A 16,984-nucleotide genomic window follows, 5' to 3' on the forward strand; every position below is an offset into this window, starting at 1 on the left:
GCGACGCGGACGTACGTCCGGTGATCAGGTGAGAAACGTCTTGAGTTCGTGCACGAGCTTCTTGATGTGGCCGGAGATCACCGGCGTGCCGAGGTCCTTGAAACGCTCCCGGTACCACGGGTTGACGCTGCCGCGACCGGAGCTGGTCACCGAGCCGACCGGGATGAACTTCGCCCCAGAGCGGTGAATGGCGGCCATGCTGTCGAACAGCTCCTGCTGGCGCCACTCGTAGAAGTCGGAGATCCACACCACCACGGTGTTGCGCGGCTCGGCGATCTTCGGCTGGGCGAGCCGCATGGCGACGGTGCCGTCGGTGCCGCCGCCCAGCTTGGTGCGCAGCAGCGTCTCGAACGGGTCGTGCGCCCACGGAGTGAGGTCCAGGGCCTGGGTGTCGTAGGCGATCAGATGGACGTCCACCTTCGGCAGCCCGGCGAAAATGGACGCCAGGATGGTGCAGTTGACCATCGAGTCGACCATGGAACCCGACTGGTCCACGACCACGATGAGCCGTTGGGGCGTCGTCTTGCGGCTGGTGTGCCGGTAGTAGAGGCGGTCGACGTAGAGCCGCTCCTCCTCCGGGCTCCAGTTGGTCAGGTTCTTCCAGATGGTGCGGTCGAGGTCGAGGTTGCGGAACACCCGCTTGGGCGGCACGGACCGGTCGAGCTCGCCGACCGTGGCCTTCTCCACCTGGGTGCGCAGCACCTCGGTGACCTCGTCGACGTAACGGCGGATCAGCGCCTTGGCGTTGGCCAGTGCCACGCCGGAGAGGTTGTTCTTGTCGCGCAGCAACTGCTCGATCAGGGACATGCTCGGCGTCAGCCGCGAGGCCAGCTGCGGGTCGGCCAGCACCTCGCGCAGGTGCATGCGCTTGACGAGATCGCCCTCGATGGAGCCGAGTTCCGGGCCGATCGCGGGGATCAGCCGGCTGAGGTCGGGCGTGGGGCCGCCGATGCCGGTGCCGGTCGGGCTGACGCCCCCTCCGGCCGCCATACGGTGGGTGCCTCCGCGTCCGCCGCGCAGTTCGCCGGGCCGGCAGCCCAGGGCCCGCTCCAGCCAGTCGGCGTCGGACTGCCAGCGGGCCAACTGCTCGGCGGTGACGTTGCCGGGGCGGGAGGCGAAGACGTTCAGCAGCACCTTCGACGCGAGCGCCGCCCGTCGCACCTCGGCGGCCCGGTCGCGTACGCCGTCCTCGTCCGGCGCCGGGGCCATCAGCCCGTCGAACTCGGCGGCCAGCTCGGGGTGCCGCTGCACGACGGAGTCGACCGACGCACCGGGATCGAGCAGCGCGGACGGCAGGCCGATGTCCTCGACCACGGCGAGACTCGCCGACTCCAGGGAGGCCTGCTCCTCCGGGTCGAAGAGACGGGCCAGCAGACGCCAGTAGAGGACCTGCCGCCGGTTGTCGTAAGGATCGGGGTCGGGGGCGTCCGCATCCCCGCCGGTGTGGTGGGTCATTTCCGCAGCAGCCTTCCGGCACGTTCGCGCAGCACGGTGACGGCGTCGGTGGCGGCCTTCTCGGCCCGCACCCCGGCCTTGTCGGCGGTACTCCCGGCCCAGGCACCCGCGTGCACGGCGACGGCCTTCTTCCGCACGGTCCGTTCGACGGCGAGCGGCTGGAGCAGGAACTGTCCGGCGTCCCAGCGCAGCAGCCCGACACACGCGCCGGACGCGGCGACGGCCTCGGGCGCGAGCGGACCGGCGGCCGGGACGCGATCGGTGTCGACGGCCAGGCGGTACCCGGCGAGCTGGAAGACGATCCCGTCGTCGCCTTCCTCCACGCCGTAACCCTCCAGCAGTACGGGCACCGCGATCCGGGCCGGGTGCCGGTCGAGCGGCGCCGTGGCGAAGGCGGCGGCGGTGGGCAGGGCCACCCGGGCGGTGGTGAAGACCTCGGCGGGCTCGCCCATGCGCGCACGGGCGTCGTCCCACATCAGGTCGCCCTCCGCGGTGACGGGCATCGCGTCGAGGTCCATGGTGCGGCCCTCGCTCACGGCCCCCAGCAGGGACATGTGCGGCCGCAGCAGTTGCCACAGCCCGGCGCCGACGACCGTGTCGGGCTTCGGTGCGGAGACCGAGGCCCGCACCAGCCGGGGCGTGCCACCGTCCGCGGGCTCGAACACCGCGTGCACCTGGGCCTGTACGGCGGTGGCGTGCTCGTGTACGTCGACACCGAGCGGCAGAAGCCGGCCGGTCGCCTCGGCCACGGCGGAAGCGCGCGTCGCACCCGGCAGCGTCAGCAGCAGGGCACGCGCCCACAGGTCGGCCCAGCGGCGCACGGGGACGCGCTCCAGGGTCGCCCCGGGGCAGGAGGCTGCGAGTTCGGCGGCGAAACCGTCGAGCAGCGTGGCCAGTCGGCGCAGCGCCGGATCGGGCAGCATCGCGGAGACGACTGGCGCAGACCCGTCGACGAGTTCGTGGCCGATGCCCTGCCAGCCGGACCGCGCCAGCTCGCACAGCCAACTACGGGCCGCCGCGCACAGATTCGCCGCGTGTTCGCCGCTGCCGGCCGCGGTGGCGACGGCTTCCCCGGCCCGCGGCCGGCCGGTGGCCTCCTCGACCCGGGCGGTCAACGCGTCGTGCACGGAACCGAGCAGTGCGGTGCGGGCCGCGGCGAGCGCGACGAAGTGGTCCTCGCCGGCGGCTCCGGCGACCGTGTTGTCGGCGGCCTCGGCCACCCGCGCGGCCAGCGGCGTCCCGGCGACGGCGTCGGCGAGCCCGGTCAGCCCACCGGCCTGTCCGGGCTGCGGACGCAGCAGACCGGCGACGAGAGCCTCGTCGAACCCGTCCACGGCCGCGAGAGCCTCGTCAAGTCCGTCGACGGAGTCGGACAGCAGGTCGGCGTGCATCAGGCCACCGCCCTCGTCGTGGGGAACCACTGCATCTCGGGCACCGGCGCGGTGCTCGGCGCGAGTTCGAGATAGGCCAGGTTCCGCAGGAACCGGCTGAACACCCGGGCCGCGGCCGAACCGCCCGCCGCCGAGGGGCGCGTGGCCGTCATGACGGCGATGACGGCGTGCGCGTCCGGCTCAGCCGCGTCCACCTCGACCTTCAGGTACCGGGCCACACGCTCGGCGCCGTACTGCAGCACGGCCTCGCCGATGAGCGCGCGTATGTGGTTGCAGAACATGCCACGGGCCCCGCCGCAGGGGCGGTTGTTGTTGGTGCTGCACGCGAACGCGTACCTCCCCGCCTCGACCGAGGACACGTACACGCGTCCGATGTCCGACCCGCTGGACACCACACCCTGCAACCGCCCGTCGGCCAACTCGACGAACGGCACCTTCGCGAGCTTCCGCGGCCGCGCCGACGGCACCACCCGTGCCGTGCTCGACTTCTCCCAGACCGACAACGCACCATCTCCCATGCATGCCAAAGGGGGCGCTCACGCCATCTCGGCGGAACAAGATCGAAGCTATCGGCGACCACTGACAGCGCGGCCGGACGGCGGCCTGGGCGCGGGGGACGAGGCAGCGGGGCAGGGCGGCCGCATCAGCGACGTGGTCAACGCCGCGCTCGCACCTCACCTCTCTGACCTCCGATTTCGGTGGTCGAAGTATCGGACATGTGCGAGATGTTGACACTCATCGGCGGCTTCCTATCATCAATGCTTGTCCGTAACTGCGACCGTTGTTCGAAATACCGTCACATCTGGTCGTTGTTCTGACAACTCCGGACGCGCACAGCAGCAGTCTTCGATCCGCTCTGGAAGTCCTGGAAATGACATGCCCATGACTCTGCTGAGTCCGTCCGGCCCCGACGGTGGGACGCCGCCGACCCCCCATCCCAGGAGGCCACTCATGTCTGTGACACCGACCCGCTCCAGGCGAGTCAGATCGTTAGCTCTGCTGGCGCTCGTGCTGGCCATGGCCACGGCCATGCTCGGCGGTCGGGCCTCCGCCGGCAGCAGCGCCGCAGCCGCCGGCACGCTCCCCTGTGACCTGTACGCCTCCGGCGGCACGCCCTGCGTGGCCGCGCACAGCACGACCCGCGCACTGTACTCCGCGTACAACAGTCGCCTCTACCAGGTCAAACGCGCCTCCGACGGCGCCACCCGGGACATCGGTGTACTCAGCGTGGGCGGTTACGCCGACGCCGCCGCGCACGACGCCTTCTGCACGGGAACGAGCTGCCTCATCACCGTCATCTACGACCAGTCCGGCCGCGGAAACCACCTCACCCAGGCACCGCCCGGAGGATTCTCGGGCCCGGCCGCGGGCGGGTACGACAACCTGGCGGAAGCATCCGCCGCACCGGTCACCGTGGGCGGCCACAAGGCATACGGCGTCTTCATCGCCCCCGGCACCGGCTACCGCAACAACAACACCAACGGCATCGCGACCGGAGACCAGCCGGAAGGCATGTACGCGATCCTCGACGGCAGCCACTACAACGGCGGCTGCTGCTTCGACTACGGCAACGCCGAGACCAACAGCCGGGACACCGGCAACGGCCACATGGAGACCATCTACTTCGGCAACAGCAAGTCCTGGGGCTACGGCAGCGGAAACGGCCCCTGGATCATGGCCGACCTCGAGAACGGCCTGTTCTCCGGGGTCAACCGCGGCTACAACGCGAACGACCCCAGTGTCAGTCACCGGTTCCTCACCGCCGTCGTCAAGGGCGGGCCGAACCAGTGGGCGATCCGGGGCGGCAACGCGCAGTCCGGCGGCCTGTCCACCTACTACAGCGGACCGCGCCCCAACGTCTCGGGCTACAACCCGATGCACAAGGAAGGGGCCATCATCCTCGGCATCGGCGGCGACAACAGCAACAGTTCCGCCGGCACCTTCTACGAGGGTGTCATGACGTCCGGTTACCCCTCGGACGCCACCGAGAACGCCGTGCAGGCCAACATCAACGCGGCCGGCTACTCGACGTCCGCCACGGCGGGCGGCCTGACCGCGGGCTCGCGGGTCTCGCTGCGGGCCACGACTTCCTGCTGCACCACCCAGTACCTCCGGCACAACAGCGCCGACAGCAACGCCTCCATCGCGACGGTCTCCTCCTCCAGCGCGTCCGCCGACAAGGCCGCCGCCACCTGGATCGTGCGCGCGGGCCTGGGTGACGCCTCCTGCGTCTCCTTCGAGTCCGCCGACAAACCGGGCCAGTACCTGCGGCACTACGACTTCCGGCTGCGCATCGCCGGCGACGACGGCAGCGCACTGTTCCGGCCGGACGCCACGTTCTGCCCCCAGGCAAGCCACAACGGCCAGGGCGTCTCCCTCCGGTCCGCCAACTACCCCAGCGACTTCGTACGCCATTACAACCAAGACGCGTACATCGCGAGCCACGGCGGTTCCCACACCTGGGACAACACCGCCCTCTGGGCCGACGACACCAGCTGGGCCGTGGCCTCCCCCTGGGCCTGACGCCCACCCCGCACCACCCGCACCACGGCCGTGCCACCCGACCCGGTGGCACGGCCACCTGTGCCGCGCAGGATCGCGGGGGATCCGGTCCCGCCCGCCCGCGCAGCCAGGCGTCCCCTCTTCCGAGGTCCGGTGCACCCGGCTCAGCCCACCGCAGGAGTCCTACTCGTTGCGCAACGCCTCCGCGACCGTGAGACGTGCCGCGCCCCGTGCCGGGACGAAGGCGCCCAGGACCGCGATCGCGACGCCCGACACGGCCAGGAGAGCCAGGGTGCCGGCCCGCCAGACGTCCGTCATGAAGGCGGGCAGGACGATGTCCACGGCGTCGGCCATCCGCGGCACCACCAGGCCGTAGCCCGCGATGCCCAGGGGAACACCGAGCAGCGCGCCGACCGCGCCGAGCAGCGCCATCGACGTCACGACCATCACGGTCACCTGCCGTGGCGTCATGCCGATCGACTTCAGCATGCCGAAGTCGCGGCGACGGTCGCGGGTGTTGAGGACGACCGTGTTGAGGACGCCGAGTGAGGCCACCACGGTGAGCATCGCGGTGAGCAGCGCCGCGGAGCCGACGATGGTCTGGGTAGTGGTGTTCGGGCCTTGTGGCACCGGGTCGACCCCGGAATCGACGGCCCTGGCGGCACGCGCGTAGGCGCTCGCGTCCGCGCCGCCGCGCAACGAGATCAGGTAGGCGATGGGCTTCTCACCCGGGGACAGCGCCGTCAACGTCGGCCAGTCGGCGAAGACCAACTGGCCGTTGGTCTCCATGCATTCACCGACCACGACCGCGTTCTCCCGGCGGTCTCCCTTCTCCAGGACGAGACGGTCACCGACTCGCAGGCCGTGCCGGTGCAGGAAGGCCGAGGTGGCCACGACCTCGCCGGTACGGCTCGTCCACCGGCCCTCGACGAGCACGGCGTCCGACTGCGGCCGGTCACCGCGGCGTCCCTCGAGCAACACCGACCGCACTGAGCCGGTGATACGGGCCTCCGCGACCCCCCTCGCGGTGACGCCGCTCGCACCGGGCAGCGAGCGCAGCAGCGACTGCAGCGCGAGGTCCCCGTGTTCCGGCTCGATCACCTTGCCGTGGCCGGCCCTGCCCGCGTACACCGTGACCTGGAAGTCGTCCCGCCCCGCGTTCCCGAACCTGATCATCGTCGTTCCCAGGCCGGTCGCGAACGTCACGGTGGCCACCCCGAGGACGACGGCGGCGAGCGTGAGGCCGCTGCGGCCCGGCCGGGCGAACGGCAGGCCCACCCCCAGGCTCACCGAACGCGGCAGCCGGCTGCCCGCCAGCCGGCGCTGAATGCCCAACGCCCGCCCGGCGCGCGGGGCGCTGCCGGCGCTGATCGCCCGCGCTGCGGACAGCCGGTGGGCGCGCGCCGCCGGAATCAGCGCGGCGAGCACGCAGACGGCGGGCATGCCGAGCAGTACGAGCACGTTCACCCAGGGCGCGATGCCGACGCTGTGGTGGAACACGCCCGCGTCCGGCCCGGAGAACACGAACTCCAGGAGAGGACGGGCCAGTAGATTGCCGACGACGGTGCCGACCACGCAGCCCGCGACCGCGGGAACGGAGACCATCGTGAGGTAGACGGCGACGACCTGCCCCGGCGTGAACCCCAGGGCCTTGAGGATGCCGATGTGCCGGAAGCCGGAGATCACCGCGCCGCTCACCACGTTGCTGACGATGAGCACCGCCACCACGATGCCCAGAACACCGAACGCCATAAGGTACGGGGCGTAGGCCCGCGCCGAACTCCCCACCTGGCTCTTGAGCGTGAGATACGACTGGGAGGCGGTGAGCGCGTCCTCGGGCAGGTCCCCGGTCACCGCGGACAGGCCCGCGCGGAGCCGGCTCTCCGAGGACGCGTCCGTGAAACGAAACAGCATCTGGGTGGCCGTCGGGTGCAGGGCAGGCATCTGCCCTGGCGCGACCCAGGCGTCCGCGGTGCGGCTCATCTCGAAGCCGAACCCGACGATGGTCAGCGTCGGCCCAGAGGGCACCTTGATCCGCTCACCGAGGTCGTGCGGCGTCCAGCCCGACTGCCGGTTCACGACGATCTCACCGGGCCGGGTGGCCCAGCGGCCCGCCCACAGGTCCACCCGGTCCACCGGGCCTCCGGGACCGGGGCGGCCCACGACCGTGACCGCGCCGGGAAGTCCGTGGGCGCCGTCCCTCGGCAGGTCGAGCGCGGCCTGCGCGAAGGGCCCGGCAACGGCCTCCGCCCCGGGCCCGCGAGCTGCCTGCGCCAACCGCGCGTCCGAGACCTTCCCCGGATCGAACGCGGCGACGACGTGCGGGCCGCGCTGCTCGGCGAACGCCTTGTCGAACGGGGCGGACGCGGAGTCGACGAGGCCGAGCGCGACCACGATCGCCCCGGTCGAGGTCAACGTGACCAGCCAGATGACGAACGTCTGCAGCCTGCGCCGCCGTACGGCCGCCTGCGCGGCCCGCCACACCGCCCTCATGCGGACGGCTCCAGGGTGTGCTCGCCGGCCACCCGGCCGTCGGTAAGGAGGACCAGCCGGCTGGCGCAGCGCCGCGCGAGGTGCTCGTCGTGCGTGACCAGGATCAGCGTCTGGCCGATCTGGTTGAGGTCGAGCAGCAGGTCCATCACCTGCTCGCCGGAGCGGCTGTCCAGGGCGCCGGTCGGCTCGTCGGCCAGCAGCAGGGCGGGGCGGTTCATCAACGCCCGCGCCACGGCGACGCGTTGCCGTTCACCGCCGCTGAGCACGGCGGGGTAGGCGTTCCGCCGGTCGGCGATGCCGAGTTCCTCGAAGAGTTCCAGGGCGCGGCGGCGGGCCTGCCGGGCCGGGGTGCCGGTCAGTTGTGCGGCCAGGGCGACGTTGTCCAGCGCGGACAGGTCGTCGATGAGGTTGAAGAACTGGAAGACCATGCCGATCCGCCGCCGCCGGTACAGGGCGAGGCCCTTCTCGCTCAGCGCCCCGACGTTCTCCCCATGTACGAGTACCGTGCCGCCCGTCGGACGGTCCAGGCCGGAAATCATGTTGAGCAGCGTGGACTTGCCGCACCCCGAGGGCCCCATCACCGCGACCGCCTCCCCGGCCCGGATCTCGAGCGACACCCCGTCCAGAGCCGTCGTCCCGCCGTACTCCTTGCGCACACCGTCGAGTCGTACGACGGCCTCTCCGCTGCTGTCCTCAGTGACCATGCACGGGACGCTAGGCGAAGAGGCGTGCGTGGACATCGCCCTCCGGACGGCACTCGTAGGCGCACCTCATCCTCCGGATGCAGCGCCATGGATCCACAGGCTGATGTGGATCGGACGCCGGTCTGCGAAGGTGACCGTCGTGTGGGAGTGGGAGCCGGACGCCCTGGTGGCGGCGCTGGCAGTGACGTGCGCGGCCGCCGGATGGCTGGCGGTGGCGCTCGTGCGCACCAGGCGCCGGTGTCGGACCGTCGTGGGAGAACGCGGCTGGCTGCTGGAGCGGGAACGGGAGAGCGCCGCCCGTACCGCGGTGGCGGCCGAACGCGACCGTATCGCCCGTGAGTTGCACGACATAGTCAGCCACAATGTGAGCCTCATGGTGGTTCAGGCCGGGGCGGCGAGGGAGGTGCTGGGCATCATGCCGGACGAGGCCGCGGCGGCGTTGAGGGCCGTGGAGGACGCGGGGCGCGGGGCGATGACCGACCTGCGGCACCTGCTGGGCCTGCTGGCGCCGTCGCAGAGCGGCGAGGACACGGACTACGAGGACCTGGTCCAGGGAGTGGGAGGCGACCAGGACGGCACAGGGCCGGCGCCGCAGCCCGGCCTCGACCGGCTCGGCGCGCTCGTCGACCGGATCTCGTTCGCCGGACTGCCCGTGGAGGTACGGATCTCCGGCGAGCCGCGCCCGCTGCCCGAGGGCGTCGACGTGACCGCCTACCGCATCGTCCAGGAGGCGCTGACCAACGCCCTCAAACACGGTGACGGCGGCAAGGCCGAGGTCACCGTGCGGTACGCGGACCACGCCCTGCGGGTGGAGGTGCTGAACACCGGCCCGAGCGTGCTGACCGGCACCGTGCCCGCGCGGCCCGTCTCGACTCCGGCCGCCCCGCGACACGGTGACGGCACGGGCCGCGGTCTTCTCGGTCTGCGGGAGCGGGTCGCGGTGTACGGAGGAGACCTGGACGCCCGCCGCCGACTGGGCGGCGGCTACCGGGTGCGGGCACGCATCCCCCTGGACCGCCCATGACGACGACCACCGCCGGGGCCGCGCCGCGCGTCCTCATCGCCGACGACCAGACGCTCATCAGGACCGGCTTCCGGCTGATCCTGACCGCCCGCGGCATCGAGGTCGTGGGGGAGGCGGCAGACGGCGAGGAAGCGCTGGCGGCAGCGAGTGAACTCAGACCGGACGTCGTCCTGATGGACATCCGCATGCCGCACATGGACGGCCTCGAAGCCACCCGCCGCATCCTGGAACGACTTCCCGACTGCCGGGTCCTCATCCTGACCACCTTCGACCTGGACCGCTACGTCTACACCGCGCTGTCCATCGGGGCCAGCGGCTTCCTGCTGAAGGACGTCACCCCGGAGCACCTGGCGGCGGCCGTACGCCTCGTCGACACCGGCGACGCCCTGCTGGCCCCGTCGATCACCCGCCGACTGGTCGAACGCTTCGCCTCGCAGCCCGCCCGCACACCCGCCGTACCCACCGACCTGGCCGCGCTGACCCCGCGCGAACTGGAAGTCCTCACCCTGCTGGGCCGCGGCCTGTCCAACGCCGAACTGGCCACCGAACTGACCCTGAGCGAAGCCACGGTGAAGTCCCACGTGGCCCGCATCTTCGCCAAACTGACCCTCCGCGACCGGGCCCAGGCGGTGGTGCTCGCGTATGAGACGGGGCTGGTCCGGCCGGGTGGCTCCGGAGGGAGTGGATCCCCGGGCTCGTGAATGGGCCCATGGCTCGGCCTCCTTGCCGTGCGGACATCAGCAGCAGCCACCTCGGCGGTGAGCCCGGGACCGTTCGGTGGTCGGGTGCGGGATGGCTCGGGACGTCACCGGCCCTCTGCCGACCGGCTCAGTACCGGCGCAGCACGTGACGCCCCCGTTCCGTTCGCCACCCCGTGGAGTCGGCCGACCGGTCGGATCACCTGCACGGCGGCTCTCCCGGCCAGGTGCTGATCATTCGACTGTTCTGCCCGCGCTTCACCTTCGTGCTGCACAATGCAGCTAATGCAGCTAAAATGCCTGCATGACTGCTTTGACGATCCGCGACGTTCCGGACGACACGCTGGCCATACTGAAGACGCGCGCGGCCCGCACGGGCAAGTCTCTCCAGGCGTACGCGCTTGATCTGCTCGTCGGTGAGGCGGAGAGGCCCACACTGGCCGAAGCCGCCGCCCGTGCCGAAGCGCAGGCAGGCGCCGTTCTGAGCCCCTCGGACGTTCTCGGGGCGATCGACGACGCGAGGTCCGGCCGTTGATTGTCACCGACTGCTCGGCGCTGGTGTTCTTCCTCACCGATGCGGGGCCGACCGGGCACCAGGTTCGGGAGCGCGTGGCGAAGGAAGACCGGCTCGCCGCCCCTCACCTGATCGACTACGAGATCATGTCCGCCCTGCTCGGCCTGGCTCGCGGTCGGCGCGGCGGCGAGCCGAAGCTGACCGAAAGGCAATTGAGCAAGGCCTTGGCCACCTACCGTGACCTCGCCATCGACCGACACGAGACCCTGATCCTCTGGGAGCGCGTCAAAGGACTCTCGAGCAATCTGTCCGCGTACGGCGCGCAGTACGTCGCGCTGGCCGAAACTCTGGGCGTACCGCTACTGACGTGCGATGCCAGGATCGCCCGGAGCGGTGCGGCACGCTGCGAGATCGAGGTGTTCGGAGCGGGCTCCTGAGCGTCCCGGGGTGCCGCTTGCCAGGAGCGGCTCGGCGGGGCGCTTCAGAAGGGCCGGACTGGGTCCGGCGGTGGCGGCCAGGGGAAGGAGCGCCACCAGGAACCCGAGAACGATGTACGGGTGGACCAGGCCTGGGGCCGGATCAGCTTCACGGCGACCGGCCGGTCCAGTACGGCGTCGTAGCCGCGCCACACGTCTCCCATGCCGCCGTGGCTGAACTGCTCCAGCAGCTCGTAGCGTTCCGCGATCCGTCGTACGTCCGGCACCTGGCTCTCGCCCCCGCCCCCGCCCCCGTCCCGTCGAGCGTCCGAAGTCGTCTTCGATGTGGTTCGGGATCAGTCTCGCCGGTACGGATTCGGTGCGTCCAGCCGGACGCGGGGAACTGGACGGTCTATGTCGTCGGGGTCAGGACCGGGGCAGTGCACTCCGCCCATACGGTCTTGCCCGGCCCGCCGGAGGTGCGCGGGGAGCAGCCCCAGTGGTCGGCGAGCGCCTCGACGAGGAGCAGGCCGCGTCCGCAGTCCCCGAGGGCGTCGGCGGTGGAGCCGTTGTCCGGCGGGACAGCGGGGAGTCGTTCACCTCGGGTGTCGCTGACCTCGATCCGTACGGTCGCCGTGGCCGGGTCCGCGGTGAGCAGGACGTGGAAGTCCCGACCGGAGACATGCCCATGGCGTACGGCGTTCGCGCACAGCTCCGCCGCGACGAGCGTGATGGCGTCGTGCGCGTCACTGCCGTACGGGATCCCCCAGGCGTCGAGCCGGTGCCCGCACAGCCGCCGGGCCAGGCGGGCGCCGCGCGGGGTGGAGCTGAAGCGCATCGCGAAAAGGTGTGCGGTGAGAGGTGGTTGAGTTGCGGTCATGCACTCACAGTGGTGCCCTGTGGCACACCGTGACCAGTGGTGACGCGCCGACGCCGGACAGTCGTCCGTGGCGGCGCGCGGCCGTGTACGCGGCGGTACGGGCGAGAGACGCGGGACGGAGAACAGCGGCCCCCCGCTTCGCAGTTCTGGCTGGACGCCGAGCCTGACCGGCTCCGAGGCGGTGAGAGTACGACCTTCGGCCGAGGCCGTGGCCGGCACAGCGAGGCGCTCCGCCCCGAGGTGCTCGTGGGGCGGAGCGCATGCGTGGGACACGGGTCAGCGGCCCGGCCAGATGACCGCCGTCTGTCCGGACCTGATGGTGATCTCGAACTCCTCCAACGGCGGCGCCCCGGCGCCGCGCCACCGGGTGATGTGCGCCTCGACGGCGTCCCAGACGCGGGACGGCCCGCCCTGCCGGACCGTCCACCGACCGTCGTGCTCCCGGAGCACTGCCCAGGCGCCGGTGCCGACGTCGAGGAACAGGTGTTCCGTGCGGCCTTCGCGGGTGAGGCGGACGCACTGAGTGCGTGGCGCGGCGAGCTGGGCGACGAACCGGGTGTTCCAGTCGTCGATCACGTCGGCGCCGAGGACCGCATGCCGCTCGTCGCCCTCGTCGAGATCGGGGAGCAGCCCTAGCGGCGGCGGCAGTTGTGGCCTGGCGAGCATGAAGGAGATGTGCCCACCGAGGAAGCGGCCGGATGCCGTGCCGTCCTCGTGCACCGTGAGCCTGGCCAGTTCGGAGGAGTACAGCCAACCGCCGAGGGTGACGAGCACGGTCCCACCGGGACGGGTCTGCTCGATCAGTTCGCGTGGGACGGTGAGGAGCCCGCAGGTGGCGATCACCCGGTCGTAGTGGGCCCCGTTCTCGTACCCGGCAAGGCCGTCGCCGACGATCAGGTTCGGTGCGAACCCGCACTGGCCCAGCGCGACGCGGGCGCGGGTGGACACGTTCTCGTCGACCTCGACGGAGGTCACCGACTCGTCGCCGAGCCGGTGACACATCAGAGCCGTGGAGTAGCCGGTGCCCGTGCCGATCTCGAGCACCCGGTGGCCGGCGTCGACCTGGAGGTCTTCGAGCATGCGGACCACCAGGCCGGGCATGGTGCTGGACGACGTGGGGGCGCGCATGATCTCCCCGTGGACGTCCCCGGGCACGATCGTTCCGGCGACCTGCGTCACCAGGGAGGCATCGTCGTAACACCCCTCCAGCCACCGCGGGTCGTCCGGCATGACCGGGGCCCACGCGGTGGGCGTCGATCCGTCGACCTGCTGGAAGAAGCCGCCGCGCAGGAACTCGTGGCGCGGAACCGCGGACACGGCCTTCCGCCAGGGCCCGGTTCGCAGATGTCCGCTGTCGGTCAGCCGCTCAACGAGCCGTGACCTCAGCTCTTCTTCGTTCACGCCGTCTTCCTCTCCAGGAGATCCGCCATCGCCGCCACCATCGGCAGCCCGGTCTCCGGTTCCAGCCACGCCCATTGCCCGGAGGGGTTGCACTCCAGGAACCACCATTGCCCCTGGCGGTCCACGGCGAAGTCGAAAGCGCCGAAGACCAGCCGGAAGTGGTCGAGATAGGCGCGCAGGGCCTCGCAGATGCCCGACGGTGGATGGACCACGCCGTACCGGAGTCGTGAGTAGTCGGTGCGCCAGTCCAACAGGTCCGACTCGATGCGGACGCAGAACACCTGATCGCCGATGACGGTGACGCGCACGTCACCGATCTTGTCGATCCGCTGCTGGAAGAGGTGCGCGGTGCCGGCCACCGTGCCGTCGATTTCGTCGGCGGTGACCTCTCGTACCTCGACGGTGCAGGAGACCCCATCGATTCGGTACAGCGGCGTGGACAGTGGCTTGTAGATGACCGGACGGTGGGTCTTGGCGAAGGTGCGCGCGGTGTCGGGGTCCGAGGTGATCGCCGTGGGAGGCAGACGGAATCCGCAAGCGGCCGCGGCGGCAAGCCCGGACGGCTTGAACTCGGCGTCGCCGATGCGGTGCGGGTGATTGACGTACAGGCAGCCGGGCAGCGAGGCCATGACTCCGCCGAGGCCGTAACGGGCCTGCGTGACGGCGAAGCGCGCGGTCTGACCGTCGAGGTGGGGGAAGGCGAACCCGGAGGGCCTGCGGTAGTAGAGGGAACGGACGCGGGACAGGTCCGCTGTGCGCGTGGGCGTGCGCAGCGTGCCTCCGATTCCGTTCGACGTGACGGTGGCCGCGAACGACAGGGTGGCGGGGAAGTCCCCGGAGTCGAACCGCACGACCGGGACGCCCCGGCCGTGCAGTTCGTCGATCACCAGGTCGGTCGTGGGGTCGTCCAGGTTGGTGACGACCAGAACCGGACCCATGTCTGTCACTGGTCGGTGTCGTTCCCGGTGTCCTGGTCGCCGCCACCGGCACCGCCGGGGCCCGCGCCGTCGGAAGGGTTGCCGGTGTTGGTCGGGGGGTTGGTACCGGTGCTGGTCCCGTGTCCGGGCATCTCCATGCCCTTTCCGGCGGCGTCGAAGTAGCGGCCGGTCTGGGTGGCCGGGTCCAGCTCGACGTGGGCGTACGAGGGTGCGAAGGCCGGGTAAGGCGCCATCCGGCGCAATCCCCATGGCGCGGGGGTGCTGACGACGCCGTTGGGCAGCGGCGTCCCGGTGGGAAGCCGATCGGAGTGGGCGAACATCGGTGCCTCCTTGTGGGCGGGAATGTCATGGGCTCTGCCGGGCGGTGGCCGTCTCCTGGGAGCCGCCGCCGGACGGTTCCGGGGCGTCTTGGCTGCCTGGTGACCAGTCAGCGACGAGGTCGGCTGCGAGGTTCGGTTGCCGGCCCGAGGGGTGGCCCCCGGCGGAAGCGCATCGTGAACTTGTGCACCGTGAGGGGTGATTGTGTGGCGGTCATGCACTCACAGTGGCGCCCCGTGGCCTAGCGTGACCAGTGGTGACGCGCCGACGCGGGACTTCCGTCCGTGGCGTGTGCGGCCGTGTACGTGGCGGTACGGGGAGAGGCGCGAGGGATGACCGTGCGGGACGAAGAGGCTGGACAGCGGAGGCCAGAGGACGAGCCGGGGTCGGGGGTGGTCACCGCGTTCGGACGGCAGTTGAAGCTGCTGCGGGTACGGGCGGGGCTGGAGCGCCCGGAGTTCGGCAAGCGGATGGGGTACTCACCGGAGACGGTGGCCTCGATCGAGCAGGGGAGGCGGATTCCGCAGGCCCGGTTCATCGAGAAGGCGGATGAGGTGCTGGGGGCCGGGGGAGTGTTGTCAGCTCTGAAGGAGGAGGTGGAGAAGGCTCGGTACCCGGCCATCTTCAGGGACATGGCTCGGCTTGAGGCCAAGGCGGCGGCCATGAACCTGTACGCGGTGTACGCGGTGCCGGGCCTGTTGCAGACGGAAGACTACGCACGCGCCGTCTTCCACATGCAGCGGCCGTTGCTGGAAGACGAAGTGATCGAGCAGAGGCTTGAGGCACGCATGGTGCGTCAGGAGGTCTTCTGCCGACGTCCCGCTCCCTTGATGAGCTTCGTGATCGAAGAGGCGGTCCTGCGTAGGCCGATCGGAGGTCCGAAAGTCATCCGCGAGACGCTGGAACAAATCCTCGTCACGGGCCAGTCTAGGAACGTGGAGGTGCAGGTCATGCCGATCGGACGTGAAGACAACGCCGCGTTGGGCGGCCCCTTCACGCTGATCGACACGGACAAGGGGCAGCGCCTTGCTTATGCGGAAGTACAGGATCACAGCCGCATTTACACCGACGCTGCGTACGTACGCACGCTTGAAGCGCGCTATGGCATCCTCCGATCACAGGCGCTGACACCGAGCGAGTCGGTGTCGTTCATCGAGCAACTGATGGGAGACACATGAGCGTGCAGCACAGCAAGGCGGCTGTGCCCGAGGCCGCTTGGATCAAGAGCAGCTACAGCACAGGCAACGGCGGTGAATGCGTCGAGGTCGCCCCAACCTCCGGAGCCATCCTCGTCAGGGACTCGAAGCGGCCCGCGTTGGCCAGGCTGGCGTTTGGCGCCGAAGCGTGGGTTGGCTTCGTGCGGATGGCCGCCGCGCACTGAGCTGACGGACGTACGACGGTTGGGGCCCGAGTGCGCCCCGGGCCCCAACGCTGTCAGAGGTCGTCCAGCCCCTCCTCCCGGCGGATCATCCGCCAGGCCGCGCGGCGGGCGCTTCGGTCGAGGTTGGACTTGTGGAGTCCCGGTCCGTACCGAAGTAGCGCTTGCCGAGAGTCTCGATCGTGGAGACGCCCGCCTTCGTGGACACCCTCGTCCACATCTCTTCCTTGCTGCAGCACACCCGTACCGGTCCGAAGCTGAAAACCGCCCCTGACGGGCCACGACCAGAGCCCGTCAGTCGCCGCTAGCGCCGTTGTCGTGCCCGAACGACCGCCATGGTGGGGCGAGTCGCGCTGGCGTACACCCCTGCCGCCGTGAGGAACACCCCCATGACCGCGGCGGAAGCGGCGGCCGCTACCCAGCGCGGGTGGTCGGCCGGGTCCGAGGCGGAGTGCCAAGTCCAGGCCGCCACGGTCACCGCCGCGACCAGGCCGCAGCCGAGGACGGTGGCGACGACGTTCCGGGAGTGGGACGGGCCGGTCGGGGACGGTACGTGGCCCAAGTGGCTCCAATGGTCGGCCATTTCGCGGGCCTCGCGTCTGCGGCGGGCGGCTGCGTGCAGGCGCAGGGCGGTGGCGACGACGGTGCCGGCCGCCGCCGCGGCGACCGGTGTCCACCATGCCTCGGCGATGAGCAGCAGTACCGCGAGGGCGCCCGCGCCGGCCCAGCCGGTCACGCAGGCCGCGGCGGCGATGCGGCGGGACTCGGGGCGGTCCGCGCCGGCCCGCAGGTCGGCGAGGGCCGGCACGTACCAGACGGAGCCCGCGGTGGTGAGCGCCGCGGCTCCCAGGGCGGCGACGGCGTGCGGCACG

18 protein-coding genes are annotated in these 16,984 nt (G+C 71.0%); 7 read left to right on the plus strand and 11 right to left on the minus strand.

The genetic code is table 11. From position 1 onward, the window contains the following. Positions 1-24: 24 nt before the first annotated feature. Genes OIE49_RS30600 through OIE49_RS30610 form a run of 3 tightly spaced genes read right to left on the minus strand, consistent with a single transcriptional unit; the run spans position 25 to position 3,364 of the window. Positions 25-1,455 (minus strand): vWA domain-containing protein, encoded by a 1,431-nt coding sequence (locus tag OIE49_RS30600; RefSeq protein WP_326805119.1) that lies wholly within the window; start codon positions 1,453-1,455, stop codon positions 25-27. Then, positions 1,452-2,846 carry a hypothetical protein gene (locus tag OIE49_RS30605; protein ID WP_326805120.1) on the minus strand — a complete coding sequence of 465 codons (1,395 nt, stop codon included), beginning with the start codon at positions 2,844-2,846 and terminating at the stop codon, positions 1,452-1,454. Before OIE49_RS30605 ends, OIE49_RS30600 begins: the two co-directional genes overlap by 4 nt. Further along, a complete protein-coding gene (locus tag OIE49_RS30610; protein WP_326805121.1) occupies positions 2,846-3,364 on the minus strand; it encodes a hypothetical protein in 519 nt (172 codons plus the stop codon). The genes OIE49_RS30605 and OIE49_RS30610 overlap by 1 nt, the downstream gene beginning before the upstream one ends. Positions 3,365-3,797: 433 nt before the next feature. On the opposite strand from OIE49_RS30610, the gene OIE49_RS30615 reads away from it, so the two are divergent. Continuing rightward, the gene (locus OIE49_RS30615) at positions 3,798-5,369 is read left to right on the plus strand and encodes an alpha-L-arabinofuranosidase B (protein ID WP_442812323.1); all 1,572 of its coding nucleotides are present in this window, start codon (positions 3,798-3,800) and stop codon (positions 5,367-5,369) included. A 162-nt stretch (positions 5,370-5,531) separates the two neighbouring features. On the opposite strand, the gene OIE49_RS30620 is transcribed toward OIE49_RS30615, so the two are convergent. After that, on the minus strand, positions 5,532-7,841 hold the full coding sequence (locus tag OIE49_RS30620; protein ID WP_326805122.1) for an ABC transporter permease: 2,310 nt from the start codon (positions 7,839-7,841) through the stop codon (positions 5,532-5,534). Further along, on the minus strand, positions 7,838-8,545 hold the full coding sequence (locus OIE49_RS30625) for an ABC transporter ATP-binding protein (RefSeq protein WP_326805123.1): 708 nt from the start codon (positions 8,543-8,545) through the stop codon (positions 7,838-7,840). Before OIE49_RS30625 ends, OIE49_RS30620 begins: the two co-directional genes overlap by 4 nt. A gap of 139 nt (positions 8,546-8,684) precedes the next feature. Here OIE49_RS30625 and OIE49_RS30630 point away from each other — a divergent pair, with 139 nt between their 5' ends. From OIE49_RS30630 to OIE49_RS30645, 4 genes are all read left to right on the plus strand, one after another. Continuing rightward, positions 8,685-9,569 (plus strand): sensor histidine kinase, encoded by an 885-nt coding sequence (locus OIE49_RS30630; protein WP_326805124.1) that lies wholly within the window; start codon positions 8,685-8,687, stop codon positions 9,567-9,569. After that, complete coding sequence (locus tag OIE49_RS30635; protein WP_326805125.1) at positions 9,566-10,270, plus strand: response regulator transcription factor; 705 nt, start codon at positions 9,566-9,568, stop codon at positions 10,268-10,270. Before OIE49_RS30630 ends, OIE49_RS30635 begins: the two co-directional genes overlap by 4 nt. Positions 10,271-10,571: 301 nt before the next feature. Continuing rightward, positions 10,572-10,802: a FitA-like ribbon-helix-helix domain-containing protein gene (locus OIE49_RS30640; RefSeq protein ID WP_326805126.1), complete on the plus strand. Its 231-nt coding sequence runs from the start codon at positions 10,572-10,574 to the stop codon at positions 10,800-10,802. Next, the gene (locus OIE49_RS30645; RefSeq protein WP_326805127.1) at positions 10,799-11,218 is read left to right on the plus strand and encodes a type II toxin-antitoxin system VapC family toxin; all 420 of its coding nucleotides are present in this window, start codon (positions 10,799-10,801) and stop codon (positions 11,216-11,218) included. The genes OIE49_RS30640 and OIE49_RS30645 overlap by 4 nt, the downstream gene beginning before the upstream one ends. Before the next feature lie 44 nt (positions 11,219-11,262). Here the strand turns inward: OIE49_RS30645 and OIE49_RS30650 are convergent, their stop codons facing one another. The 5 genes from OIE49_RS30650 to tgmA form a co-directional block, all read right to left on the minus strand. Next, positions 11,263-11,484: a hypothetical protein gene (locus OIE49_RS30650; protein WP_326806447.1), complete on the minus strand. Its 222-nt coding sequence runs from the start codon at positions 11,482-11,484 to the stop codon at positions 11,263-11,265. Between the two features lie 125 nt (positions 11,485-11,609). Continuing rightward, the gene (locus OIE49_RS30655) at positions 11,610-12,077 is read right to left on the minus strand and encodes an ATP-binding protein (protein WP_326805128.1); all 468 of its coding nucleotides are present in this window, start codon (positions 12,075-12,077) and stop codon (positions 11,610-11,612) included. A gap of 276 nt (positions 12,078-12,353) precedes the next feature. Continuing rightward, on the minus strand, positions 12,354-13,478 hold the full coding sequence (gene tgmC / locus OIE49_RS30660; protein WP_326805129.1) for an ATP-grasp peptide maturase system methyltransferase: 1,125 nt from the start codon (positions 13,476-13,478) through the stop codon (positions 12,354-12,356). Further along, a complete protein-coding gene (gene tgmB / locus OIE49_RS30665; RefSeq protein WP_326805130.1) occupies positions 13,475-14,425 on the minus strand; it encodes an ATP-grasp ribosomal peptide maturase in 951 nt (316 codons plus the stop codon). The genes tgmC and tgmB overlap by 4 nt, the downstream gene beginning before the upstream one ends. After that, positions 14,422-14,736 carry a putative ATP-grasp-modified RiPP gene (gene tgmA / locus OIE49_RS30670; RefSeq protein ID WP_326805131.1) on the minus strand — a complete coding sequence of 105 codons (315 nt, stop codon included), beginning with the start codon at positions 14,734-14,736 and terminating at the stop codon, positions 14,422-14,424. Before tgmA ends, tgmB begins: the two co-directional genes overlap by 4 nt. Positions 14,737-15,066: 330 nt before the next feature. On the opposite strand from tgmA, the gene OIE49_RS30675 reads away from it, so the two are divergent. Continuing rightward, on the plus strand, positions 15,067-15,912 hold the full coding sequence (locus tag OIE49_RS30675; RefSeq protein WP_326805132.1) for a helix-turn-helix domain-containing protein: 846 nt from the start codon (positions 15,067-15,069) through the stop codon (positions 15,910-15,912). Further along, complete coding sequence (locus OIE49_RS30680; protein ID WP_326805133.1) at positions 15,909-16,115, plus strand: DUF397 domain-containing protein; 207 nt, start codon at positions 15,909-15,911, stop codon at positions 16,113-16,115. Before OIE49_RS30675 ends, OIE49_RS30680 begins: the two co-directional genes overlap by 4 nt. A gap of 301 nt (positions 16,116-16,416) precedes the next feature. Here OIE49_RS30680 and OIE49_RS30685 read toward each other — a convergent pair whose 3' ends face one another. Continuing rightward, positions 16,417-16,983, minus strand: a complete 567-nt coding sequence (locus OIE49_RS30685; RefSeq protein ID WP_326805134.1) for a hypothetical protein — start codon at positions 16,981-16,983, stop codon at positions 16,417-16,419. Position 16,984 lies beyond the last annotated feature (1 nt).

It is taken from the genome of Streptomyces sp. NBC_01788 (assembly GCF_035917575.1).
Classification (GTDB): domain Bacteria; phylum Actinomycetota; class Actinomycetes; order Streptomycetales; family Streptomycetaceae; genus Streptomyces.